The following is a 23,511-nucleotide window of genomic DNA, read 5'->3' as shown; positions in this document are numbered from 1 at the left end:
CCCCGCCTCCTCCGCGCTTGAGGCTTAGGCGGGATTGCCGAGCCGTGCGATGCTGTGGTTATATCTCGCACTGATGGAGAACTCCGAGCCGGAGCTCCGCTGATGCGACGAGAGGAGAGGCGACGATGACGACGCCCCAGCCCCGCATCGCGACCACCCGCGTGGTCACCGAGATCAACCGCACGGCGATCCTCGACGCGCTGCTCCAGCACGGACCCCTCTCGCGCAAGCAGATCGTGCAGCGCACCGGGCTGAGCTCGGCCACCGTCGAGCGCCTCTCGGCCGCCCTGCTCTCCGAGAACCTGATCGCGGTCGACGGCCTCGAGCGCTCCTCCGGCGGCCGCCCCTCCTACCTCCTGCGCTACGCCGGGTCCTCCCGCGCCGTCGCGGCGATCGAGGTGTCCGAGACCGCGGTCCGGGGCCGGCTCGTCGACTTCGACGGCGCGAGCGTCGCGGAGGAGCGGATCGAGTTCGAGACGGGCCCCGCCTCCTCCGCCGCGACCGTGCGCCTCGAGGGCACCCTCGCGCTGGTCGAGGCGCTCGTGGCGGCCGCGGCGCAGCAGGGTCGCCTCTGCACGGGCATCGGGGTCTCGGTGCCCGGCATCGTGCACGAGGGCCGCGTGATGAACACGGTCGAGCTCGGCTGGCGCGAGATCCCGCTCGGAGCGATCATCGAGACCCGCACGGGCATCCCGACCCTCGTCGAGAACGACGCCAACGCCATCGCGTACGGCGAGTGGTCGCAGGGTGCCGCGGTCGGCACGCAGAGCGCGGCCTCGTACGTGCTGGGCGTCGGAGTCGGCGCCGGAGTCGTGAACGACGGCGCGATCTACCACGGGGCCCGCTCGGGAGCAGGCGAGATCGGCTTCCTCTTCGCCGACTCCTCCGCCCTGCGCCGCTACTTCACCGAGCAGGGCGACCTCGAGACCCGCATCGCCGCGATCGGCGAGCGCAGCGACTCCGGACCCGCCGCCGTAGCGCGGCTGATCGACTCCGCCGCGGCCGGCGACCCGGCCGTCTCGGCGGCCGCCGACGAGCTCTTCGACCTGCTCGCGTTCTCGTGCGGCGCCCTCGCGACGATCCTCGACCCCGAGGTGATCGTGCTCGCCGGGCACCTCACCCGCGCCCCCGAGTTCGCGATCGAGCAGATCTCGAAGCGGCTGGTCGGCCGCATCCCGTTCCCCCCGAGGCTCCTGGCGGGGTCGCTCGGCCCCGACGCCGCCCTCGTCGGCGTGGGCGAGCTGATCGCCCGACACGTGAGAGGTTCCACCTACCTTGCTCGATGAACTCCCCCTGGCCGCCGTCCGCACGGCGACCCCGCTCGCCCTGCGCATCGGGATCGACGTGGGCGGCACCAAGACCCACGTCGCCGCGGTCGGCGACGACGGCGCCCGCCTCGACCACGTCGTCCCCTCGTCGAGCTGGCGCACGGGAGCCCTCTTCTCGGACTCGGGCAATCTGGCCCGTCTGGCCGACCTGATCCGCTCGCTCGTTCGTCTCGACGAGCGCACGACCCTCGCCGCCGGGATGCACGGCTGCGACACCCCCGCGCAGGTCGCCCTCGCCGCGCGCACGCTCGAGCGGCTGCTCGCCGTGCCGGTCCGCGTCGTCAACGACGCCGAGCTGCTGGGCCACGCGGCACGGGTCGGCGAGTGCCTGCAGATGATCGTCGGGACCGGCGCCGTGGTCGTCGGGCGCACCGCGACGGGAGCGACGATCACCGCGGACGGCTACGGCTGGCTGCTCAGCGACTTCGGCAGCGCGCCCGCCCTGCTCCGCGAGAGCGTGCGCGAGGCGCTGGTGCGCGCCGACCGCGACGAGCTCGGCGACGACTCCCTCGTCGCGGCGCTGCAGAGCGCCTACGGGGTCCCGGATCTGACCGAGCTCGCCCTCGCCGTGACCGAGCGCGCGGGGCTGACGGAGTGGGGCGGGCACGCTCCGCTCGTCTTCACCCACGCCGACCGCGGCTCGGCCGTGGCTCTGCACGTGATCACGGAGGCGGCCCGCCGGCTCGCGGCGAACGTCGCGTCGCTCCTGGCCCGAGGCGCTCTCGGCGACTGCGTGGTGGCGGCCGGCGGAGTGATCACGAACCAGCCGCGCCTGCAGCACGAGCTGCGGCTCGCCCTGGCCGAGGTCGCTCCCGGCGTGCGGCTCGAGGTGCTCGACGCGCCTCCCGTCGACGGAGCGCTCGTGCTCGCCGGCGCCGCCCCCGACGAGCGCCACCACCCCGCCCCGTGAGAGGGGCCGGGCTCCTCGAACCCGGCCGCCGCGGAGTCGCCCTGGCCTACGCGTTCAACGGGTTCGCGCTCGCGAGCTGGACCGCGCGGCTGCCGGGCATCCGTGCGGCGGTCGACCTCGATGCGGCGGGGCTCGGCGTCCTGCTCACCGCCGGCGCGATCGGCACCCTGCTCACCGTCCCCGTCGCCGGACGCCTCGTCGCCCGCCTCGGCGCGCTGCCCACCTACCGTCTGGCCACGCTCGTCTTCGCCGCCGCGTACCTCCTGCTCGCCGTCGCGCTGCTGCTCGGGCAGGTGCCGCTGCTGCTCGTCGGCAACGCGGTGCACGGAGTGGCGTTCGCGCTGACCAACGTGCCGCAGTCGATCCTCGCCGCGGGCAGCGAGCGCCGGGTGGGGCGCACGATCCTGCCGCAGTTCCACGCGGGCTACTCGATCGGATCCGCGCTGGGCGCGCTGCTCGGAGGGGCGTCCTCGGCCGTCGGAGTGTCGCCGGCCGCGCAGTTCCTCGCCCTGGCCGTGGCGGCGGTCGTCGTGCGGTGGAGCATCGGCCGCCACGTCGCTCCGCTCGCCGCCTCGCTCGCCCACGAGCGCCGCTCCGCCCTGGCCGCTCGCGCCGCGGCGCTGGTGCAGAGCGGACCCGTGCCGGTGGTGCCGCGCGGGAGCCGCCGCTTCGGACTCGGCGTCTGGACGCATCCGCAGGTGCTGCTGCTCGGGCTGATCGTGTTCGCGGCAGCGCTGTCGGAGGGCACGGCCACCAACTGGTCGGCGGTCGCCGTGGTCGACGCGTTCGGAGTGACCGAGGCCGACGCGTCCCTCGGCATCACCGTGTTCCTGGTCGCGCAGACCGTGCTGCGGCTGACCGGCGGGCCGCTCATCGACCGGCTCGGGCGGGTGCGGGTGCTGACGCTGTCGTGCGCGGCGGCGGTCGCCGGCATCGCGCTGTTCGTGCTCGCTCCGGGGTTCCCGGCGGCGCTGGCGGGGCTCGCGCTCTGGGGAGCCGGATCGGCTCTGGCGGTGCCGATCGGCATCGCGGCCGCCGCGGCGGATCCGATCGACGGGCCCTCGCGCGTCGCGGCGGTCACGTCGCTGTCCTCGGTCGCGAACATCGCAGGGCCACCCGCGATCGGCGCTCTGGCGGTGCCGCTTGGCGTGCGCCCGGCGATGCTGGCGGTGTCGGTCGTCGTCGCCGCGGCGGTCGCGGCGGCTCCGCGCGCTCTGCGCCCACGGCGCTGAGGGTGCACCCGGAGGCGGGGCCGGGGCAACCCCTGGGGCACGCCTCCCGAGCGGGCGCAGACTGGCACCGGCCCCACCGACCGGTGGGCGCTCTTCGACGGAAGGAACGACCATGGACCTCGGTGGACTCGGCGACAAGGCCAAGGACTTCGCGAACAGCGACAAGGGCGAGAAGCTGACCGATCAGGGCCTCGACAAGGCGGGCGACGCCGCGGGCAAGGCCTCGGGCGGCAAGTTCGACGGGCAGATCGACGGCGCCGAGAAGGCGGCCGACCAGCGCATCGGCGACGAGTAGCCGCCCCGACGACTCGACGCGAACGGGGCCCTGCGCACGGCGCGGGCCCCGTTCCGCGTCCACTGGGCCCCGACGGCGAGCGCGAGTGGGCGCGAATCGGGGCCTGCAGCTCGCGCAGACCCCGGAACGTGTCGTCTAGCGAGCGGCGCCCGATCAGCTCGCGCGCAGCACCCGGAGCAGCGCCAGCACCACGGCCGCCGAGCGATCCGCCGCGTCGTCCACGTGCGCCTCGAACTGCCCCGGCGCGCACAGGTCCGAGATCCCGCGGACCGACACGAACGGCACTCCGTGCACGTGCGCCGTCTGCGCCAGCGAGACCGACTCCATGTCGGTCGCCAGCGCGGCGGGGAACGCCCCGAGCACCCGCTCGACGTGGTCGCCCGAGACGAACACGTCGCCCGACACGATCAGCCCGCGGCGCACCGGGACCGCGCCGTTCGGCACCTCCGCGACCAGCTCGGCCGCCAGAGCGGGGGCGTGGCCGGAGTAGCGCGCCGGCATCCCGGGCACCTGTCCGAGCGCGTAGCCGAAGGCCCGCGCGTCGGCGTCCGTCTGCACGTACTCGTCGCCGACGACCACGTCGCCGACCCGCACGTCCACCCCGAGACCGCCCGCCGATCCGGCGCTGACGACCAGCGGCGACGGATCCCGGAGGATCGCCGCCGTCAGCCCGCCGGCCGCGTTCACGAGGCCCACGCCGGTGCGCACCAGCAGCACCGATCCGCCGTCGATCTCGAGGTCCCACTGCAGGGCGTTGCCGACCGTCCGCGGCTCGGAGGCGCGCTCGGCCTTCGCGAGGAACGGCTCCGCCTCCTCGTCCATCGCCACCAGGACGATCGCGTCGCTCACGCGGTCACCGTCTCCCACTCGTCGCGCTGCGCGAGGAACGTGCGCGCCGCCTCCTGCGCGCCCTCGAGCGAGTGGTTCGCGCCCCAGCCGCACTGCGTCTCGTTCGCGGCGGGCACCTCGTCGGCCTCGGTGATGTCGCGGAGGGTGTCCTCGACGAGCGAGAGCACCTCGGGCAGCTCCGGCTCGCCCGAGAGGATCAGGTAGAAGCCGGTCTGGCAGCCCATCGGCGAGAAGTCGACCACGCGGTCGGAGTGATTGCGCGACTTCTCGGCGAACAGGTGCTCGAGCGAGTGCACGGTCGGCATCTCGAGGTGGGCGCGGTTGGGCTGGGTGAAGCGCACGTCGTACTTCACGAGGCGGCTGCCGCCCGGCAGGGTCTTGGCGTCGGCGAGGCGCACGTACGGCGCGGCGACGGTGCGGTGGTCGAGGTTGAACGACTCGACGTTCATGCGCGGCTGATCCACGGTGGTCTCCTTCGCTGGGGTCCCTCCATTCTCCTCCGCCCGCGCCGGGGGAACCCTCACGCCCCCGGCACGAACCGGTAGCCCATCCCCGCCTCCGTCAGCAGGTACCGCGGGTGCGACGGGTCGGGCTCGAGCTTCTTGCGCAGCTGCGCCAGGTAGAGGCGCAGGTAGCCGGTGTCGGTGACGTGGGTCGGCCCCCAGATCTCGTCGAGCAGCGAGCGGCGCGTGACCAGCCTGCCCGCGTTCCGTACCAGGATCTCGAGCACCTGCCACTCCGTCGGGGTGAGCCGCACCGAGGCCCCCGCCCGCGTCGCGCTCTTCGCGACCAGGTCGATCGTCACCTCGCCGATGACCACGAGCGGCTCGCCGTCGGCCGGCTGCACGCGCCGCGACAGGGCCCGGATGCGCGCGAGCACCTCGTCCATCGAGAACGGCTTCGTGACGTAGTCGTCGGCTCCGGCGTCGAGCGCGTCGACCTTGTCGGCCGCGCCCGTCCGCCCCGACACCACGAGGATCGGCGCGCTCGTCCAGCCGCGCAGCGCGTGGATCACCTCGACGCCGTCGAGCCGCGGCATGCCCAGATCGAGCATGTAGAGGTCCGGATGCTCGTCCACGGCGCGGTTGACCGCCTCCGTGCCGTCGCCCGCGGTCACGACCTCGTAGCCGCGCGCCGTGAGCGTGATGCGCAGGGCCCGCAGGATCTGCGGGTCGTCGTCGGCGATCAGGATCTTCACTCGTCCCCCTCGGTCGCGGTCGGCGCCAGCGGCAGCGTCACCACCATGGTCAGTCCGCCTCCCGGCGTGTCCTCGGTCTCGAGTGTGCCGCCCATGCCCTCGGTGAACCCCTTCGACAGGGCGAGTCCCAGGCCGAGCCCCGTCAGGTTGTCGTCGTCGCCCAGGCGCTGGAACGGCACGAAGATCTGCTCCCGGCGCTCGGGCGCGACGCCCGGTCCGTGGTCGACGATGCGGATCTGCCCCGAGCCGCCGAACGCGCTCGTCGCGATCCGCACCCGGGTGCCGGGAGGCGCGTAGCGCGCGGCGTTGGCCAGGAGGTTCACGACGACCCGCTGCAGCAGCCCCGCGTCGGCGAGCATCGACGGCCCGTCGAGGTCGAGGTCGAGGTCGACCTCGCCGGGTCCGAGTCCGAGCTCGTCCAGCGCCGGCAGCACCACGTCGGCCGCGTCCAGCGGAGCGAGCGCCACGGCGAGCGCCCCCGCCTCGAGCCGCGTGACGTCGAGCAGGTCGGTCACGAGCGCGGCCAGCACGGTCAGGCTCTCGTCGGCCGTGGCGAGCAGCTCCTGCCGGTCGCGATCGCTCCACGCGATGTCGGGCGAGCGCAGCCCGCTGACAGCGGCGGTCGCGGCGGCGAGCGGGCGACGCAGGTCGTGGCTGACCGCCGACAGCAGGGCGCTGCGCACCCGGTCGGTCTCGGCCAGCGGAGCGAGCTCGCTCGCCGTCTCGGTCAGCGCCGCGTTCTCGAGGACGGAGTCGAGCTGCGCCGCGATCACCTGCAGCAGCCGCCGCTCGCCCGCCTCCAGCTCGCGGCCGTGCAGCTCGAGCACGGCGGCGGGCCCGACCGGCACCGTCACCGGATCCTCCTGCGGCTCCCCGTCGACGGCCACGACGACTCCGTCGCGCACGAGCCGCACACCGGTGAGCCCGAACGCCTCCCGCGCGCGCTCGAGGATCGCCTGCACGGCGCCCTGCCCGCGGATCACCCCGCCCGCGATCGTCGCGAGCAGCTCGGACTCGGCCCCCGACCGCTCCGCCGCCCGCGAGCGCCGCGCCGCCCGGTCGACCACCGAGCTGACGAGCACCGCGTTCACCACGTAGAGCGCGAGGGCGAGCGCGTGCAGCGGCTCGTCGACCGTGATCGTGTAGAGCGGATCGACGAAGAAGAAGTCGAGGGTGAGTCCCGAGAGCACGGCCGCGAACAGTGCCGGCCAGATCCCTCCGATCAGCGCCACGAGCACCACGAGCAGCTGGTACGAGAGCACGTCGCTCGTGATCGACTCGTCGTTCCGGAGCATCGACAGCAGCCAGGTGAGCAGCGGCCCGCCGACGAGGGCGAGGCCCATGCCCGCCAGCCGGCGCCGCAGGGTCAGCGCCCCCGCGCGCCGGGGCAGCAGCGCGCTCCGCCCCGCCGCCGAGTGGCTGACGATGTGGACGTCGATGTTGCCGGACTCGCGGATGACGGTGGCGCCGATCCCCGGGGTCAGGGCCGCGGCGAGCCGGCTGCGGCGGCTGACGCCCAGCACGAGCTGGGTCGCGTTGACCGAGCGGGCGAACTCGACCAGCGCGCGCGGCACGTCCTCGCCGACGACCTGGTGGTAGCTGCCGCCGAGCGATTCGACCAGCGCGCGCTGCGCCTCGAGCAGGTCCGGGCGCGGCGACCGCAGCCCGTCGGGCGACACGATGTGCACCGCCAGCAGGTCGCCTCCGGAGGAGCGCGCCGCGATCCGCGCCCCGCGCCGCAGCAGGGTCTCGCCCTCCGGCCCTCCGGTGAGCGTCACGACGACGCGCTCGCGCGCCTCCCACGTGCTGTCGATGCCCTGCTCGACGCGGTAGTCGCGGAGCGCGCTGTCGACCTCGTCGGCCAGCCAGAGCAGGGCGAGCTCGCGCAGCGCGGTGAGGTTGCCGAGGCGGAAGTAGTTCGAGAGCGCCGCGTCGATGCGCTCGGGAGGGTAGACGCGGCCGTCGGCGAGGCGGTCGCGCAGCGCCTGCGGGGCGAGGTCGACGACCTCGATCTGGTCGGCGGCGCGCAGCACCGCATCCGGGATCGTCTCGCGCTGCGGCGCCCCGGTGATCGCGTGCACCACGTCGTTGAGCGACTCGATGTGCTGGATGTTGACCGTCGAGAAGACGGTGATGCCGGCGTCGAGCAGCGTCCGCACGTCCTGCCAGCGCTTGTCGTGCCGCGATCCGGGGGCGTTGGTGTGCGCGAGCTCGTCGACCAGGGCGATGTCGGGGCGGCGGGCGAGGACCGCGTCCAGGTCCATCTCCTCGAGCGCGACTCCGCGGTGCTCGACGCGGCGGCGCGGCACGACCTCGAGGCCCTCGAGAACGGAGGCGGTGGCCGAGCGGCCGTGCGTCTCGACCACGGCGACCACGACGTCGCGGCCCTCGTCGGCGAGCCGGCGGCCCTCCTCGAGCATCGTGTAGGTCTTGCCCACGCCGGGCGCCGCACCCAGCAGCACGCGCAGGCGGCCCTTCGTCATGCTCCTGGCCTCACCCTCGGCTCGCAGGACCGGCGCGCGGGAGGCGGGCCGCTCGCGATTCTACGAGCCGGGGGTCGGAGCAGGGCCGTCACAGCCGGTCCAGTGCGAGGTTCAGCTCGAGCACGTTCACGGTCTCCTCGCCGAGGTACCCGAGCCCGCGCGGCTGCACCGAGCTCTCGACGAGCGCGCGGACGTCCTCCACAGCGAGTCCGCGGGCCTGGGCGATGCGGTCCGCCTGCAGCAGGGCGTACTCCGGGCTGATGTCGGGGTCCAGGCCCGAGGCGGAGGCGGTCAGCGCGTCGGCGGGCACGTCGGCCGGGTCGACGCCCTCGAGCGCGGCGATCGCGGCGCGCCGCTCCTGGATCGCGGCGACGAGCTCGGCGTTCTCGGGTCCGAGGTTGCTGCCGCTCGAGGCACCCGCGTCGTAGCCGGCCGCAGACGGCCGCGACTGGAACCACTCCGGCAGCGGGGCGCCGTCGGCGTCGGTGAAGGACTGGCCGAGCAGCGACGAGCCGACGACCCGCCCGTCGGCGGACACGAGCGAGCCGTTCGCCTGGGCGGGCAGGGCGAGCTGCCCGACGCCGAGGACGACGAGCGGATAGGCGAGCCCGAGGACCGCGGTCATCGCGATCATCGCGCGCAGGGCGACGGAGTAGGTGCGGAGCGTCATGGTCTCTCTTCTTCCGGGAGCAGTAGGTGGGTTCCCGCGGGACGTCACTCCAGGACATGCCCGAAGAGGCATGCGCCGGTGACGTCCCGCGGACGGGTCGGTCAGAACCCGGGGATCGTCGCGACCACGAGGTCGACGAGCTTGATGCCGACGAACGGAGCGACGACTCCGCCGAGCCCGTAGACGAGCAGGTTGCGGCTGAGCACCTTCGACGCCGAGAGCGGCCGGTAGGCCACCCCGCGCAGCGCCAGCGGGATGAGCGCCACGATCACCAGGGCGTTGAACACGATCGCCGAGAGGATCGCCGAGGCGGGCGAGTGCAGCTGCATCACATTGAGCACCGCGAGCCCCGGGAAGACGCCGGCGAACATCGCCGGGATGATCGCGAAGTACTTCGCGACGTCGTTCGCGATCGAGAACGTGGTCAGCGCCCCGCGGGTGATCAGCAGCTGCTTCCCGATCCGCACGATGTCGATGAGCTTCGTCGGGTCGGAGTCGAGGTCGACCATGTTGCCGGCCTCCTTCGCCGCCGACGTGCCGGTGTTCATCGCCACGCCCACGTCGGCCTGCGCGAGGGCCGGCGCGTCGTTCGTGCCGTCCCCGGTCATCGCGACGAGGTGGCCGCCCTTTTGCTCGCGCCGGATGAGCGCGAGCTTGTCCTCGGGAGTCGCCTCGGCGAGGAAGTCGTCGACCCCCGCCTCCGCCGCGATCGCGCGGGCCGTCAGCGGGTTGTCGCCCGTGATCATCACGGTGCGGATGCCCATCTCGCGGAGCTCCGCGAAGCGCTCGGCGAGGCCGTCCTTCACGACGTCCTTCAGGTGCACGACACCCAGCACGCGGGCACCGGCGCCGTCCTTCACCGCGACGACGAGCGGAGTGCCTCCGCTGCCCGAGACCGCGTCGACCGTCTGCGCGAGCTGTGCGGACAGGGGCGCGGCGAGCGGACCCTCCTGCTCCACCCAGGCGCGGACCGCCGAGGCGGCGCCCTTGCGGATCTCCGTGCCGTCGGGCAGGTCGAGTCCGCTCATCCGGGTCTGCGCCGTGAACGGCACGACCACCGCGGGTCCGGGATCCGCGACCGTGCGACCGGACGCGATCGCCAGGTCCACGATCGACCGCCCCTCGGGGGTCGGATCGCTGAGCGAGGACGACGCCGCGGCGTCCGCGAGCGCGGCCTGCGCCACTCCCGCCACCGGCAGGAACTCGGTGGCGCGCCGGTTGCCGTAGGTGATCGTGCCGGTCTTGTCGAGCAGCAGCGTCGTCACGTCGCCCGCCGCTTCGACCGCGCGGCCCGACATCGCGAGCACGTTGCGCTGCACGAGCCGGTCCATGCCGGCGATGCCGATCGCCGAGAGCAGCGCTCCGATGGTGGTCGGGATGAGGCAGACCAGCAGCGCCACGAGCACCGGCACGCTGACCGGGGCCGCCGCGTACGACGCGATCGGGTTCAGGGTCAGCACGACGACCACGAACACGATCGACAGGCTCGCGAGCAGGATGTCGAGCGCGATCTCGTTCGGCGTCTTCTGCCGCGACGCGCCCTCGACCAGCCCGATCATGCGGTCGACGAAGGTCTCGCCGGGCTTCGAGGTGATGCGCACGACGATGCGGTCCGAGAGCACCCGGGTGCCTCCGGTGACCGCGCTGCGATCTCCCCCGCTCTCGCGGACGACCGGAGCCGACTCCCCCGTGATCGCGGATTCGTCCAGGGAGGCGATGCCCCAGACGATGTCGCCGTCGCCGGGGACGAGGTCGCCGGCCTCGGCCACGACCACGTCGCCGAGCTGCAGCTCCGACGACGGCACCTCGCGCAGCTCGGCCCCCGCGGCCGACGGATCCGCCGGGTCGTAGTCGATGACGCGGCGGGCCGGAGTGCTGGTGCGGGTCCTGCGCAGACTCTCGGCCTGCGCCTTGCCTCGCCCCTCGGCCACCGACTCCGCGAGGTTCGCGAAGACCACGGTCAGCCAGAGCCACAGCGCGATGCCCGCCGTGAACGTGACCGGCACGGTCGAGCCGCCCGACGGCTCCGGCCCGCCGAGGAACGGCTCGGCGATCGCCAGCACCGTCAGCAGCACCGCGCCGATCTCGACGAGGAACATCACCGGGTTGTGCCGCATCAGGCGCGGATCGAGCTTCCGGACGGCGCCCGGCAGCGCGGCGACGAGCTGGCGCGGCCCGAAGGCGGCCCGCCCCGCTCGCGGAGCCGGAGTCGGCTCGACAGGGGGTGCGGTGAGAGTGGACGACATGATCAGAGCCCTTCCGCCAGGGGTCCCAGCGCGAGTACGGGGAAGTAGGTGAGGGCGGTGACGACGAGGGTCACTCCCACGAGGAGCCCGACGAACTGCGGTCGCGCGGTCGGCAGCGTGCCCGCGCTCGCGGGCACCGCCTTCTGCGCGGCGAGCGATCCGGCGAGCGCGAGCACCAGCACGATCGGCAGGAACCGGCCGAGCAGCATCGCGACTCCGAGAGCCGTGTTCAGCCACGGAGTGTTCGCGGTGAGCCCGGCGAAGGCCGAGCCGTTGTTGTTCGCGGCCGAGGTGAAGGCGTAGAGCACCTCCGACAGACCGTGCAGTCCGGGGTTCCAGATCGACGTGCTCTCGACGTCCTCGCGCACCGCGGGGATCGCGAAGCTCAGCGCGGTGCCGGCGAGCACGAGGGTCGGGGTGACCAGGATGTACAGGCTCGCGAGCGTGATCTCGCGCTGCCCGAGCTTCTTGCCCAGGTACTCCGGGGTGCGCCCGACCAGCAGCCCGCCGACGAACACGGCGAGGATCGCGAGCACGAGCATCCCGTAGAGCCCCGAGCCGACACCGCCCGGCGCGACCTCGCCGAGCATCATGTTCAGCATCGGCATCATGCCGCCGAGCGGCGTCGCGGAGTCGTGCATCGAGTTCACCGCGCCGGTCGAGGTGAGCGTGCTCGCGCTGCCGAAGAGCGTCGAGCCCGCGATGCCGAAGCGCGTCTCCTTGCCCTCCATCGCGGCTCCCGCGGCCTGCGCCGCCGATCCGCCGCCGGCCAGCTCGAGCGCGGTGAACGCGCCGAGCGACACGGTGAAGACGACGGCCATCGCGGCGAGGATCGCGCGGCCCTGCCGCACGTCGCCGACCATCCGCCCGAAGGTGCGCGGCAGGCTGAACGGGATCGCCAGCATGAGCACGATCTGCAGCAGATTCGTCCAGGCCGAGGGGTTCTCGAACGGATGCGCGGAGTTGACGTTGAAGTACCCGCCGCCGTTCGTCCCCAGCATCTTGATCGCCTCCTGCGACGCGACCATGCCGCCCGGGATGCTCTGCGCGCCGCCCGTCAGCGTCTCCACCTCGAGCGGAGAGGCGAGGTTCTGCACCACTCCTCCCGCGACCAGCACGAGCGCGGCCACGACCGAGAGCGGCAGCAGCAGGCGCAGCACGCCGCGGGTCAGATCGACCCAGAAGTTGCCGAGCGTGCCGGAGGAGCGCCGCGCGAATCCGCGGATCAGCGCCACGGCGACGGCCAGGCCCACCGCGGCCGAGACGAAGTTCTGCACGGCGAGCCCGCCGAGCTGCACGGCGTAGCCGAGGGTGAGCTCCGGCGAGTACGACTGCCAGTTCGTGTTCGTGACGAACGAGATCGCGGTGTTGAACGCGAGTCCCTCGGGCACGGCGGGCAGCCCGAGCGAGCCGGGCAGCACCGCCTGCAGGCGCTGCATCCCGTAGAGCAGCAGCACGCCGATCAGCGAGAACGCGAGCACGGCGCGCAGGTACGCGCGCCAGCTCTGCTCGGACGAGGAGTCCACTCCGATCACCCGGTAGAGGCCGCGCTCGAGGGCGAGGTCGCGGCGAGAGGAGTAGAGGCGCGCCATGCCGTCGCCCAGCGGACGGTGCACGAGCGCGAGAGCGAGGCCGACGGTGGCGACCTGGAGGACGGCGAGGAGCGTGTCCATCAGAACCGCTCCGGTCGCACGAGCGCGACGAGGAGGAACACCACGGCGCCGATCGCGAGGGTCGCGGCGAGCGCGTCGAAGACGATCACCGCGACTCCTCCGACTCGCGGGCCGCACGGGGGTCGGCGGTGCGGACCGGCGGCCCGACCTTCTCCACCCCCCGGGCGGTGAGGCCGATGACGAGGACCAGGGCGAGCACGCCGAGGAGGTAGGCGAGGTCGAGCACGGAGGACTCCATCCGGAGGCGGACGGCGCTCGAGCGAGCGCACGAGTCCCGATGCAACACCTACGAGCGGCCCGAAGATCCGCTCCTCACGGTTTCCCTACGGCCCGCCCCGGATTGCTCACGGTTCCCCTACGGCCGAGCTCGTGAGAGCGGTCTCCCCCTGCAACAGCGGGGGTCCCGCCACGAAGGTCACGGTTCGGCAACGGTCGTCAGCGCGCTTTACAGCGGCCGGGTCGCGCAATATGTTGTCTCCGTGGACAAAGCCCCTCGGGGCTCCCCGCCCTACCCCGGGCGACGACACGACGGCGTGCATCCATCCGTGCACGCTCTCGCGCCGTCCTTCTCACTCGGACACTGCTTTCAGAGAGGAATGCACTCCATGACGTTCTCGCGTGGACTCACGACGCTGGCCACCGCCGGCCTCATCACCCTCGGCCTCGCCGCCTGCTCGGCCAGCCCCGCCAACTCCGGCGGCGCCGCGAGCGGCGAGGGCGCCGAAGGCGACTGCACCGTGGGCATCTCGATGCCCACCCGCAGCCTCGAGCGCTGGATCAACGACGGCGAGGGACTCCAGTCCCAGCTCGAGGACGAGGGCTGCACCGTCGACCTCCAGTACGCCGACAACAAGACCGACCAGCAGATCTCGCAGATCCAGAACCAGATCGCCGGCGGCTCCAAGATCCTCGTGATCGCGGCCATCGACGGAGAGGCGCTCGCGCCGGTCCTGTCCGAGGCGAAGAAGCAGAACGCGACCGTCATCGCCTACGACCGCCTGATCAACGGCACCGCCGACGTCGACTACTACGCGACGTTCGACAACTACAAGGTCGGCCAGCTCCAGGGCCAGTACATCGAGGAGACCCTCGACCTCGCCAACGCCGCGGGTCCCTTCACCCTCGAGCCCTTCGCCGGCAGCCCCGACGACAACAACGCCAAGTTCTTCTTCTCGGGTGCGTGGGACGTCCTGCAGCCCTACGTCGAGAGCGGCAAGCTCGTCGTCCCCTCGGGCAAGTCGCCCGCCTCGAACGACGACTGGGCCTCCATCGGCATCCAGGGCTGGGCCTCCGACAAGGCGCAGTCCGAGATGGACAACCGCCTCTCCTCCTTCTACACGGGCGACCAGAAGGTCGACGTGGTCCTCTCCCCCAACGACAGCCTCGCGATCGGCATCGAGGCCTCGCTGAAGTCGGCCGGCTACGCGCCGGGCGCCGACTACCCGGTGATCACCGGTCAGGACGCCGACAAGGCCAACGTCAAGGCGATCCTCGCCGACGAGCAGTCCATGACCGTGTGGAAGGACACCCGCACCCTGGGCGACCGCGTCTTCCAGATGGTGCAGTCGATCGTGGCGGGCGAGGAGCCCGAGGTGAACGACACCGAGACGTACGACAACGGCGAGAAGGTCGTCCCCTCCTACCTCCTCGAGCCGCAGGTCGTCGTGAAGGACGACGTGCAGTCGACCCTCGTCGACTCCGGCTTCCTGAAGGCCGGTGACGTCGGGCTCTGATCCCGAGGCGGGGGCGGGGAGGAGTGATCCTCCCCGCCCCCGCTCACCCCGTCCTCACCCACCACGACCACGAAGCGAGGCCCCGTTGGCCAGTCCCATCCTCATCATGCGCGACATCGTCAAGGAGTTCGGCGGCGGCGTCCGCGCCCTCGACGGCGTCTCGCTCTCGGTGCAGCCCGGCGAGGTGCACGCGATCTGCGGCGAGAACGGCGCCGGCAAGTCGACGCTGATGAAAGTCCTCTCGGGCGTCTACCCCACCGGCAGCTTCGAGGGCACGATCGAGTTCGAGGGCCGGGCGGCGCAGTACCGCTCGATCAACGACAGCGAGGCCGACGGCATCGTGATCATCCACCAGGAGCTCGCCCTCAGCCCCTACCTCTCCATCGCCGAGAACATCTTCCTCGGCAACGAGAAGTCCAAGCGCGGAGTCATCGACTGGAACGCGACCAACGCCGAGGCGGCGACGCTGCTCGCACGCGTCGGCCTCGCCGAGAACCCCGCTACGAAGATCCTCGAGCTCGGAGTCGGCAAGCAGCAGCTCGTCGAGATCGCCAAGGCCCTGGCCAAGCGCGTGAAGCTCCTCATCCTCGACGAGCCCACCGCGGCGCTGAACGACGAGGACAGCGACCACCTGCTGGGCCTGATCGACCAGCTGCGCCGCCAGGGCATCACCTGCATCATCATCAGCCACAAGCTGAAGGAGATCCGCGCGATCGCGGACACTGTCACGATCATCCGCGACGGCCGCACGATCGAGAGCTTCGCGATGACGGCGGAGCAGGCGAGCGAGAGCCGCATCATCCGCGCGATGGTCGGCCGCGACCTCAACAGCATGTTCCCGCCGCGCGATCCGCAGATCGGCGAGGAGAAGCTGCGCGTCGAGAACTGGACCGTGCACCACCCCGTCGACGTCGACCGCGTGGTCGTCGAGAACGCCTCCTTCACCGTGCGCGCCGGCGAGATCGTCGGATTCGCGGGGCTGATGGGCGCGGGCCGCACCGAGCTCGCGATGAGCATCTTCGGCCGCAGCTACGGCACCGGCATCTCGGGCCGCGTCTTCAAGGACGGCAAGGAGATCCAGACCCGCACCGTCGACGAGGCGATCCGCAACGGCCTCGCCTACGCGACGGAGGACCGCAAGCGCTACGGCCTCAACCTCATCGGCGACATCACCGTGAACGTCTCGGCCGCAGCGCTCTCGCGCCTCGCCCGTCTGGGCGTGATCGACAAGCACCGCGAGTACAAGGTCGCCGACTCGTACCGCTCGAAGATGAACATCAAGGCCCCGAGCGTCTCGGCCGTCACCGGCAAGCTCTCCGGAGGCAACCAGCAGAAGGTCGTCCTCTCGAAGTGGATCTTCTCGGGTCCCGACGTGCTGATCCTCGACGAGCCCACCCGCGGCATCGACGTGGGGGCCAAGTACGAGATCTACGGCATCATCAACGAGCTCGCGGCCCAGGGCAAGGCCGTCGTCGTGATCTCGTCCGAGCTGCCCGAGCTGATCGGGCTCTCCGACCGCATCTACACCATCTCCGAAGGCCGCATCTCGGGCGAGATCGCCCGCGCCGATGCGACCCAGGAGCACCTCATGCACTTCATGACCGCAGGGAAGGACCAGGCCCGATGAGCGCCACGACCACCACAGCGCCGAGCGGCACGCCCGCGAACACGCCGTCCACGCCGCCGCGGCGCGGGCTCCGGATGAACGTCAACCTGCGTCAGTACGGCATCCTCGCCGCGCTCGGCGTCATCATCCTGCTCTTCCAGCTCCTCACCGGCGGGCGCCTGCTCCTGCCCGGCAACGTCAACAACCTGATCCAGCAGAACGCCTACGTGCTGATCCTCGCGATCGGCATGGTCATGGTGATCATCGCCGGCCACATCGACCTCTCGGTCGGCTCGGTCGTGGCGATGGTCGGAGCGATCTCGGCGATCGCGATGAACAACTGGGGCCTGCCCTGGGGCGTCGCCGTCGTCGTGGCGCTCCTCACCGGAGCGCTGGTCGGCGCCTGGCAGGGCTTCTGGGTGGCGTTCGTGGGCATCCCCGCGTTCATCGTCACCCTCGCGGGCATGCTGATCTTCCGCGGATTCACGCTGGTGCTGCTCACCGGCGGCACGATCAACGGCCTCCCGACCGCCTTCACGGCCATCGGGGCCGGCTGGCTCCCGGGCGTCCTCGGCGGCATCCTCGGCCGCGATGCGCTCACCCTCCTGCTCGGAGTCGTCGTCTCGGCGGTCCTCGTCGTGCAGCAGCTGCGCACCCGCGCCACGCTCCGCCGCCTCGAGCTCCCGCGCGAGCCGATCGCGTCGTTCTGGATCAAGGCCGCCATCGCGGTCGTCGCGATCATGGCCCTCGCCTGGCTCCTCGCCGGCTACAGCGGCACCCCGATCATCCTGATCGTGCTCGCCGTGCTGATCCTCGCCTACAGCTTCGTCCTCGGCCGCACCGTGTTCGGCCGCCACATCTACGCGATGGGCGGCAACCTCTTCGCCGCGATGATGTCGGGCGTGAAGACGAAGTGGGTCAACTTCTTCATCTTCGTGAACATGGGCGTGCTGGCCGGAGTCGCGGGCGTCGTGAGCACGGCCCGCGCGGGCGGTGCCGTCGCCTCCGCCGGGCAGAACTACGAGCTCGACGCGATCGCCGCGGTCTTCATCGGCGGAGCCGCGGTGCAGGGCGGAGTCGGCACCGTCGTCGGCGCCGTCATCGGCGGCCTCGTGATGGGCGTGCTCAACATGGGCCTGTCGATCCTGTCGGTCGACGCCGCCTGGCAGATGGCCATCAAGGGCTTCGTGCTGCTGCTCGCCGTCGCGTTCGACATCTTCAACAAGCGGCGGGCGGGCGGCCGCTAGCCGCTCCCGGATCGCCTCGGGCGGGCCCTCTACTATGACGGGGCCCGCCCGAGTCGTCCGACCGCGCCGCGGGCCACCGACGAGAGACGGATCACCATGGCTGGAGCAGTCGGAGCGTCGAGCAACGCCCTGCTCCGCCGCCACAATCTCGCCGCGATCGCCACGCTCGTCCACCGCTCCGGACCCCTCAGCCGGGCCGAGCTCGGCCAGCGCACCGGCCTGAACCGCTCCGCCGTCGCGAACCTGGTCGGCGAGCTGTCCGGCCTGGGGTGGGTGGAGGAGGAGACGACGGCTCCCACGGGCCGCATCGGCCGCCCGAGCGCCACCGTCGTCCCCGGTCGCGCCTTCGCCGTGGTCGGGGTGCACCTCGACACCGACGCGATCATCGTCGGCCTCATCGGGATGAACGGCGACCTCCTGCGCCGCGTCCGCTTCGACACCCCCACTCCCGCCACCCCCGACACCGTCGTGCGCGTCGTCTCCGGCATCGTCGAGGGCTTCCGCTCCGAGAAGGAGGGGCACCGCATCCTGGTCGGCGCGGGGGTCGCGGTCCCGGGCCTCGTGCACGGCGACTCCGGCTTCGTGCACATCGCGCCGCATCTGGGCTGGCGCGACGTCGACCTCGCGACGCGCCTGGGCCGCGCGCTCGCCCTGCCGGTCTCGGTCGGCAACGACGCGAGCCTCGGTGCGATCGGCGAGTCGCTCTTCGGAGCCGCGCGCGGCGTCGCCGACGTCGTCTACGTCACCGGCGGCGCGAGCGGCATCGGCGGCGGAGTGATCATCGACGGCCTCCCCCTGCGCGGCTCCTCCGGATTCGCCGCCGAGCTCGGCCACACCCTCGTCGCCGCCGGGGGGACCCGCTGCGGCTGCGGCCGCCACGGCTGCCTCGAGGCCGAGGTGCGGATGCGCTCCCTCCTCGACGTCCTCGGCGCGCGGGTCCTCGACCAGGACGAGCTCGACATCGCGCTCGGCACCTCCCGCGACCCCGCCGTCCTCGCCGAGGTCGCCCGCCAGGTCGACCTCCTGGCCGAGGGCCTCTCCACCTTCATCAACCTGTTCAACCCCACCTCCGTCGTCCTCGGCGGCTTCCTCGGCTCCCTCCTCACCGTCGACCGCGAGCGCCTCGCCGCGCGGGTCTCGGCGCGCGCCCTCAGCGACCTCGCCCGCGGCGTCCGGATCGAGCGCGCGGCGCTCCGGTCGCGTCTGGAGCTGGTGGGCGCCGCGGAGCTACCCTGGCGGCGGGCGCTCGCGGATCCGGCAGCCGTCGGCGGCGGCTCCCCCGAGTCGGACCCGGTCGCCGCGACCGAGGCCGTCGACGCCCGCTGGTGATCGCGGCGCCCGAGACCGGCGAGCGCCGCCCGCCGCAGAAGTAAGGAGAACGTCGTGGCCGACTTCAACGAGATGATCATCGAGGAGTTCCGCTCGAACGGCGGAACGGTGACGACCGCCGGCTTCGGCCGCTCGCTCGTGCTGCTGCACCACGTCGGCGCCCGCTCCGGCGAGGAGCGCATCGCGCCCCTGATGGCGCTGCACCCCTCGAACGACGTCTGGCTCCTGGCCGCCTCCGCCGCGGGCGCGCCGAAGCACCCCGCCTGGTTCCACAACCTCGTCGCCGAGCCCGACACCGTGATCGAGACTCCCGACGACGGCACCGTCCCCGTCCGGGCCCGCGTCCTCGAGGGCGCCGAGCGCGACGCCGGCTGGACCCTCTTCACCGACGCCTCCGAGGGCTTCTCCGGCTACGAGAAGAAGACGACCCGCGTCATCCCCGTCGTCGAGCTCACCCGCCGCTGACCTCTGCCGCGAGACCGGAGTCGCGTCCTCAGCGGAACGGCACCGGCACGATGTCCGGCGTGCTCCAGCGCAGCGCGACCCGCTCGCCGAACCCGTCGCGCCGCAGCTCCGCCTCGAGCGCGTCGATCACGAGCGGCAGCAGCCGTCGGTGCTCCGTCATCACGTCGAGCACGAGCACCGGCCCCACCGTGACGAGGGTCGAGCCCACCCCCGGGACGATCGCGAGGAACCGCTGCGCGTCCACCTGGACGTGCCGGTGCCCGCGCAGCCGGCGCAGCAGCACGGGCAGGGCGAGGGCGTCGAGCGGAGTCACATCGGCACGCAGCGGGATCACCCGCCGAGCATCGCGCCCGCCGGCGTCCGCCCGGTGAACGCCCGCCCGTCCCCCGGTGTCCGCCGTCCCTCCGCGAGGTGCCGGTCCCGTGCCCGACGCGCCACGCGGGGGTCCTCGCCGTGACGAGTCGCGGAAGGATGACCGCCATGACCTCCTTCACCGACGGCTTCGACCACCGCCGCCTCGACCCCGAGCGCTGGATCGATCACTACCTGCCGCAGTGGACCGAGCCCGAGCGCTCGCGCGCCCGCTGGTCCCTCGACGACGACGGCCTCCTCCTCCGCATCGACGCCGACCAGCCGCCGTGGCGCGACGACGACGGAGCGATGCGCGTCTCGAACCTGCAGACCGCGTCGTTCGCGGGTCCGCTCGGCAGCGACCGTGGCACCCATCGCCACCGCCCCGACCTGCGCGTGCGCACCGAGGTGCCGACCCGCCGTCTCTGGACCCCCACCGGCGGGCACGTCGAAGCGCTCCTCTCGGCGAACCCCGACCCTTCCTGCATGCTCGCGGTCTGGCTGGTCGGCACCGAGGAGTCGAGCCCCGACGACTCCGGCGAGATCACCGTCGCCGAGCTCTTCGGCTCCCTCCGCGGAGAGCGCCGCTCGACCGTCCGCACCGGCGTGAAGTCCGTGAACGACCCGCGCCTGCGCACCGACGTCGTCGACGTCGAGCTTCCGATCGACGCCGCCGAGCCGCACCTCTACTCCGCCGACTGGTCCGAGGACGGAGTCGTCCTCTCAATCGACGGCGCCGTCGTGCACCGCGTCGCCCAGTGGCTCCCCTACCCCCTGCAACTCATGATCGACCTCTTCGAGTTCCCGGAGGAGGGCCCGCGCGACCCCGCCGCGTACCCCCGCACCGCCCGCGTCCACCACGTCCGCGGCCACTCCTGACCCGCCTGGAACTCTGAAGTTCCTCTGATCTCGATCACTCTGCACGCGACGCCGGTTCGACAACCGAGATGGACCACGGACCTGGCCGGTAGGAGAAGGGGACCTCCCGGTAGAGGCCCAGAGTGGGCTGCCTGTTCATGTGATCAGTGACCCGCACTCCTCCCGCGCGAGAGCCGGCTGATCCTGCGTATCGGTGCTCCAACGCGCGCATACGCGCTCCGTAGCGCAGCCGGACAGCCTCGAACTCGGGGGTGATGTGCACGTTGTCGAGGAGGGACGAGCAGTAGCCCGCGCAGGCCATCGGGAAGAGCAGCGCAGAGACGATGAGGTCGGCGAGCTGGAGTACGACGTGAGCATCACTGTGACCGAAGAGAGGGGCCTCGACCAGGTGGGGAAACGGATCCCCTCCCGACTTGAAGCGCTTGGTCGTGATCCTGTGGACGCTCGGGACGTTCTTGCTCTTCGTGCGGGCGTCGAGAATCATCTGGCCAGGTGTCTCTGCGGCGGACAGAGCCGCTTCGAAGTGCTCCGCGATCCAGGCGATCGAGTCCGAGTACACCCACCGTCGCAGCGGTGCGCTTCCTTTCACGTTCACGTCCCCGACGACCATCACGCCGTGCTCCTCCAGCAGGGCGACGACGTCGTCGAGAACACCGAAGGCGCGCCGACGCGGGCGCCGAGAGCCCGACCGGATGTCCTTCCGCAGCTCACTGCCCTTCATCTCGAAGCGGATGACGTCCGAGAGGTGCACGTCGTCGGCCCCGAGACTGGTGTTGTACTTCTTCTTGATCTGGAGGAACTTCCAGATCAGCGACTTCGCCTTCCGATGCTCGACGACCAGCCCACCGATGACGAGGACGGGAGGATCCGTCGGCATCCGGAGGGCTGCTTCATCCCCCGACTCATCGACGTAGCAGAGCAGCACACGGTTCCCTCCGCAGAAACAACTACAGCCACCTCGCGAACGAGATGGCTGTAGGACTTGCCGCACCGAGTGCGGCGGACGCTTGACGCAACGGTCACCTTGCCACCTCTGTCGGCGCCGATCAAGCCCGGCGCGCAGTGGTGCCGAGCTCGGCGCGCGGTGACGCTTCCGCCCGGGGGATGTGCCTCGTCCGACTCCCCCTGCGAACGACGAAGCCCCCGACCGGACATCCGATCGGGGGCTTCGTCTTCTGCTGGTGCGCGAGGGGGGAGTTGAACCCCCACGCCCTTTCGGGCACACGGACCTGAACCGTGCGCGTCTGCCTATTCCGCCACTCGCGCTCACCACGATGCCTGAGCACCGACGAGAAAGACTACCACCCTCCGCGCCCACTCGTGAACTCGCCCCCACCGACCGCCTCGCGCGTCGCAGGCAGCGCTCCCGCCGATCCGGCAGGAACGGCCGCGCAAGGGCGCTCCCAGCGGCCGTTCGCGCCGGATGAGCACCGACGACCGTACGTCCGCGACGGATCGAGCCGCACCCACCGACGCGACCCCGTCCACGACTCCCGCCCACCGCGCGAAAACACCCCGAGGAGCCCGTATCCAGAGCATCCCAGTAACATGCCCGTAGCCGTGCGCGGCAAGCAGACGACAACGGAAGCCACGTGAGCGCGCAGACACCTCGATCCGTGCGCGACCGCCGAGAAGGCGACGGAACGGAAGATCGGAAGACTGTGGGCATACTGGACAACTTCGAGAAGGGACTCGAGCGCGTCGTCAACGGCGCGTTCGCGAGGACCTTCAAGTCGGGGCTGCAGCCGGTCGAGCTCGCGTCCGCGCTCCGGAGGGAGCTCGACACCACCGCCGCGGTCGTCACGCGCGACCGCATCCTCGTGCCCAACAGCCTGACCCTGCGCATGTCCGCCGCCGACCTCTCGCGCATGGAGCGGATGGGCGCCACCCTGATCGACGAACTCACGACCGTCGCCACCGAGCACGCGAAGAAGCAGGGCTACCGCTTCCCCGGCCCCATCGACATCCGGCTCGAGGCCGACGGGTCGCTGAGCGACGGCATGGTCGAGGTCGACTCCCGCAGCGTCAAGGGCACCGTCGCCTACACGCCGGTCGTCGACATCGCCGGTCGCCGCCACCCGATCACCAAATCCCGCACCGTCATCGGCCGCGGTGCCGACGCCGACATCACCGTCGACGATTCCGGCACCTCGCGCAAGCACGTCGAGATCCTCTGGGACGGCTCGCGGGCCCAGGTCCACGACCTCGGCTCCACCAACGGCTCGAAGCTCGACGGCAAGCCGGTGACGCAGGCCGTCCTCTCGCCCGAGCAGACCATCACGATCGGGCGCACGTCGATCGTGTTCCGCCTCGTGCAGGGCGCCGCACCCGCGCGCGCCGACCGCTCGCCGTCCGGTCGCTCCGGACGCGCCTCCGATGGATTCTGGGACGACCGGCTATGAGCGAGCTCACCCTCTTCCTCCTGCGCATCGCGTTCCTCGCGCTGCTGTGGTTCTTCGTGTTCGGCATCGTCTACGCGCTGCGCTCCGACCTGTTCGGGCAGCGCGTGCGCAAGATGCCGCCGACCGCGCAGCAGGACGACGCGCCGTTCGTCACGGCCGCCCAGCCCGTCGTGCAGTCCGCCCCGCAGCAGGCGGCCCCGCAGCCCTCCTCCCCGCAGCAGCAGCCCGCTCCCGTGCAGCAGCAGGCCCCGTCGGCCCGCCGCTCCCGCGAGGCCGCGGCCGAGCGCACCGATTCCGGAGGCGTCGCCACGGTCCACACGGCGCAGCGCCTCGTCATCACCTCGGGTCCCAAGCGCGGCACCGAGCTCGAGCTCTCCGGCGAGCCGCTCACGATCGGCCGCTCCTCCGAGTCGACGCTCGTGATCCGCGACGACTACACCTCCACCCACCACGCGCGCCTGCTGATCTGGAACGACGAGTGGATGATCCAGGACCTCGACTCCACGAACGGCACGTTCCTCGACGGCCGCCGGGTCGGCGCACCGACGAAGGTGCCGCTGAACACCCCGGTCAAGGTGGGCACGACCACCTTCGAACTGCGACGGTCGTAGGCAG

General features: G+C 72.0%; 23 protein-coding genes and 1 tRNA gene. 12 read left to right on the top strand and 12 right to left on the bottom strand.

Annotation, left to right across the window (positions count from 1 at the left end; genetic code table 11):
• Positions 1-125 precede the first annotated feature (125 nt).
• The 4 genes from LRG51_RS12045 to LRG51_RS12030 all read left to right on the top strand — a co-directional run bounded on the left by LRG51_RS12045 (position 126) and on the right by LRG51_RS12030 (position 3,765).
• Positions 126-1,286, top strand: a complete 1,161-nt coding sequence (locus LRG51_RS12045; RefSeq protein ID WP_055794010.1) for an ROK family transcriptional regulator — start codon at positions 126-128, stop codon at positions 1,284-1,286.
• Positions 1,276-2,238, top strand: a complete 963-nt coding sequence (locus tag LRG51_RS12040; RefSeq protein ID WP_230672937.1) for a hypothetical protein — start codon at positions 1,276-1,278, stop codon at positions 2,236-2,238. Before LRG51_RS12045 ends, LRG51_RS12040 begins: the two co-directional genes overlap by 11 nt.
• The gene (locus LRG51_RS12035) at positions 2,235-3,470 is read left to right on the top strand and encodes an MFS transporter (protein WP_230672936.1); all 1,236 of its coding nucleotides are present in this window, start codon (positions 2,235-2,237) and stop codon (positions 3,468-3,470) included. Before LRG51_RS12040 ends, LRG51_RS12035 begins: the two co-directional genes overlap by 4 nt.
• 112 nt (positions 3,471-3,582) lie before the next feature.
• The gene (locus LRG51_RS12030; protein WP_055794007.1) at positions 3,583-3,765 is read left to right on the top strand and encodes an antitoxin; all 183 of its coding nucleotides are present in this window, start codon (positions 3,583-3,585) and stop codon (positions 3,763-3,765) included.
• A 153-nt stretch (positions 3,766-3,918) separates the two neighbouring features.
• Here LRG51_RS12030 and mtnN read toward each other — a convergent pair whose 3' ends face one another.
• The 9 genes from mtnN to LRG51_RS11985 all read right to left on the bottom strand — a co-directional run bounded on the left by mtnN (position 3,919) and on the right by LRG51_RS11985 (position 13,110).
• A complete protein-coding gene (gene mtnN / locus LRG51_RS12025) occupies positions 3,919-4,614 on the bottom strand; it encodes a 5'-methylthioadenosine/S-adenosylhomocysteine nucleosidase (RefSeq protein WP_230672935.1) in 696 nt (231 codons plus the stop codon).
• Positions 4,611-5,063, bottom strand: coding sequence for an S-ribosylhomocysteine lyase (locus LRG51_RS12020; RefSeq protein ID WP_230673123.1), 453 nt, complete (start codon positions 5,061-5,063; stop codon positions 4,611-4,613). The genes mtnN and LRG51_RS12020 overlap by 4 nt, the downstream gene beginning before the upstream one ends.
• A gap of 71 nt (positions 5,064-5,134) precedes the next feature.
• Positions 5,135-5,812: a response regulator gene (locus LRG51_RS12015; RefSeq protein WP_055794006.1), complete on the bottom strand. Its 678-nt coding sequence runs from the start codon at positions 5,810-5,812 to the stop codon at positions 5,135-5,137.
• Positions 5,809-8,295, bottom strand: coding sequence for a DUF4118 domain-containing protein (locus tag LRG51_RS12010; protein ID WP_230672934.1), 2,487 nt, complete (start codon positions 8,293-8,295; stop codon positions 5,809-5,811). Before LRG51_RS12010 ends, LRG51_RS12015 begins: the two co-directional genes overlap by 4 nt.
• Positions 8,296-8,383: 88 nt before the next feature.
• The gene (gene kdpC / locus LRG51_RS12005) at positions 8,384-8,965 is read right to left on the bottom strand and encodes a potassium-transporting ATPase subunit KdpC (RefSeq protein ID WP_230672933.1); all 582 of its coding nucleotides are present in this window, start codon (positions 8,963-8,965) and stop codon (positions 8,384-8,386) included.
• A gap of 101 nt (positions 8,966-9,066) precedes the next feature.
• The gene (gene kdpB / locus LRG51_RS12000) at positions 9,067-11,211 is read right to left on the bottom strand and encodes a potassium-transporting ATPase subunit KdpB (RefSeq protein ID WP_230672932.1); all 2,145 of its coding nucleotides are present in this window, start codon (positions 11,209-11,211) and stop codon (positions 9,067-9,069) included.
• A gap of 2 nt (positions 11,212-11,213) precedes the next feature.
• A complete protein-coding gene (kdpA, locus tag LRG51_RS11995) occupies positions 11,214-12,884 on the bottom strand; it encodes a potassium-transporting ATPase subunit KdpA (RefSeq protein ID WP_230672931.1) in 1,671 nt (556 codons plus the stop codon).
• Positions 12,884-12,973 carry a potassium-transporting ATPase subunit F gene (locus LRG51_RS11990; RefSeq protein WP_230672889.1) on the bottom strand — a complete coding sequence of 30 codons (90 nt, stop codon included), beginning with the start codon at positions 12,971-12,973 and terminating at the stop codon, positions 12,884-12,886. Before LRG51_RS11990 ends, kdpA begins: the two co-directional genes overlap by 1 nt.
• Complete coding sequence (locus tag LRG51_RS11985; RefSeq protein ID WP_230672887.1) at positions 12,970-13,110, bottom strand: hypothetical protein; 141 nt, start codon at positions 13,108-13,110, stop codon at positions 12,970-12,972. The genes LRG51_RS11990 and LRG51_RS11985 overlap by 4 nt, the downstream gene beginning before the upstream one ends.
• 379 nt (positions 13,111-13,489) lie before the next feature.
• Between LRG51_RS11985 and chvE the strand changes: the two genes are divergently transcribed.
• The 5 genes from chvE (at position 13,490) to LRG51_RS11960 (ending at position 19,264) form a co-directional block, all read left to right on the top strand.
• Entirely contained in the window at positions 13,490-14,617 is a 1,128-nt protein-coding gene (chvE, locus tag LRG51_RS11980; RefSeq protein WP_372488181.1) for a multiple monosaccharide ABC transporter substrate-binding protein, read from the top strand.
• A gap of 106 nt (positions 14,618-14,723) precedes the next feature.
• The gene (gene mmsA / locus LRG51_RS11975) at positions 14,724-16,244 is read left to right on the top strand and encodes a multiple monosaccharide ABC transporter ATP-binding protein (protein WP_329958736.1); all 1,521 of its coding nucleotides are present in this window, start codon (positions 14,724-14,726) and stop codon (positions 16,242-16,244) included.
• The gene (gene mmsB / locus LRG51_RS11970) at positions 16,241-17,470 is read left to right on the top strand and encodes a multiple monosaccharide ABC transporter permease (RefSeq protein WP_055793997.1); all 1,230 of its coding nucleotides are present in this window, start codon (positions 16,241-16,243) and stop codon (positions 17,468-17,470) included. Before mmsA ends, mmsB begins: the two co-directional genes overlap by 4 nt.
• Positions 17,471-17,566: 96 nt before the next feature.
• A complete protein-coding gene (locus LRG51_RS11965; RefSeq protein WP_230672883.1) occupies positions 17,567-18,799 on the top strand; it encodes an ROK family transcriptional regulator in 1,233 nt (410 codons plus the stop codon).
• A gap of 54 nt (positions 18,800-18,853) precedes the next feature.
• Positions 18,854-19,264, top strand: coding sequence for a nitroreductase/quinone reductase family protein (locus tag LRG51_RS11960; protein WP_230672881.1), 411 nt, complete (start codon positions 18,854-18,856; stop codon positions 19,262-19,264).
• A 28-nt stretch (positions 19,265-19,292) separates the two neighbouring features.
• Here the strand turns inward: LRG51_RS11960 and LRG51_RS11955 are convergent, their stop codons facing one another.
• Positions 19,293-19,598, bottom strand: a complete 306-nt coding sequence (locus LRG51_RS11955; protein WP_055793987.1) for a hypothetical protein — start codon at positions 19,596-19,598, stop codon at positions 19,293-19,295.
• A 146-nt stretch (positions 19,599-19,744) separates the two neighbouring features.
• On the opposite strand from LRG51_RS11955, the gene LRG51_RS11950 reads away from it, so the two are divergent.
• Entirely contained in the window at positions 19,745-20,494 is a 750-nt protein-coding gene (locus tag LRG51_RS11950; RefSeq protein WP_211315566.1) for a glycoside hydrolase family 16 protein, read from the top strand.
• A 34-nt stretch (positions 20,495-20,528) separates the two neighbouring features.
• Here the strand turns inward: LRG51_RS11950 and LRG51_RS11945 are convergent, their stop codons facing one another.
• Both LRG51_RS11945 and LRG51_RS11940 read right to left on the bottom strand, forming a co-directional pair.
• The gene (locus tag LRG51_RS11945) at positions 20,529-21,419 is read right to left on the bottom strand and encodes a DUF3800 domain-containing protein (protein ID WP_107573946.1); all 891 of its coding nucleotides are present in this window, start codon (positions 21,417-21,419) and stop codon (positions 20,529-20,531) included.
• A 254-nt stretch (positions 21,420-21,673) separates the two neighbouring features.
• A tRNA-Leu gene (locus LRG51_RS11940) sits at positions 21,674-21,760 on the bottom strand.
• Between the two features lie 395 nt (positions 21,761-22,155).
• On the opposite strand from LRG51_RS11940, the gene LRG51_RS11935 reads away from it, so the two are divergent.
• Positions 22,156-22,896, top strand: a complete 741-nt coding sequence (locus tag LRG51_RS11935) for an FhaA domain-containing protein (RefSeq protein WP_055793985.1) — start codon at positions 22,156-22,158, stop codon at positions 22,894-22,896.
• On the top strand, positions 22,893-23,507 hold the full coding sequence (locus tag LRG51_RS11930; protein ID WP_055793983.1) for an FHA domain-containing protein FhaB/FipA: 615 nt from the start codon (positions 22,893-22,895) through the stop codon (positions 23,505-23,507). The genes LRG51_RS11935 and LRG51_RS11930 overlap by 4 nt, the downstream gene beginning before the upstream one ends.
• Positions 23,508-23,511 lie beyond the last annotated feature (4 nt).

It is taken from the genome of Rathayibacter sp. Leaf248, from assembly GCF_920939495.1.
Classification (GTDB): domain Bacteria; phylum Actinomycetota; class Actinomycetes; order Actinomycetales; family Microbacteriaceae; genus Rathayibacter; species Rathayibacter caricis.
The sequence above is the reverse complement of the archived record's forward strand: the minus strand, read 5'-3'. Positions and strand labels throughout refer to the sequence as shown.